This is a genomic window from Aquabacterium sp. A08 (genome assembly GCF_011742065.1).
Window position 1 is genome coordinate 1 of sequence record NZ_JAAQQT010000500.1, and the last position, 317, is coordinate 317.

A 317-nucleotide genomic window follows, 5' to 3' on the forward strand; every position below is an offset into this window, starting at 1 on the left:
GCGTCCAGCGCGTAGTCGCCGTCGGGGGTGTGGACGGTCAGCAGCGCGCCGTCGTCGCGCGTGGCAATGCCGGTGACCTGGTGGCGCCAGCGGATGTCGATGTTGGGCAGCTGCAGGCAGCGCTCCACCAGGTAGGCCTCGCAGTAGTACTGCTGCAGGTTGATGAAGGCCGGGCGCTCGTGCGCGGCTTCGGGCAGCAGGTTGAACTGGTACACCTGCTGATCCTTGAAGAACACCTTGCCCACGTTCCACGACACGCCCTTGTCCACCATCGGGTCGCCCACGCCCAGGCGGTCCCAGATCTCCAGCGTGCGCTT

The 317-nt window shown here is 66.9% G+C and carries 1 protein-coding gene; it reads right to left on the bottom strand.

The genetic code is table 11. From position 1 onward, the window contains the following. Window positions 1–317, bottom strand: a 317-nt coding sequence (locus tag HA630_RS27360) for an FAD-dependent monooxygenase (protein ID WP_371809186.1), incomplete at both ends; no start/stop codon positions are given.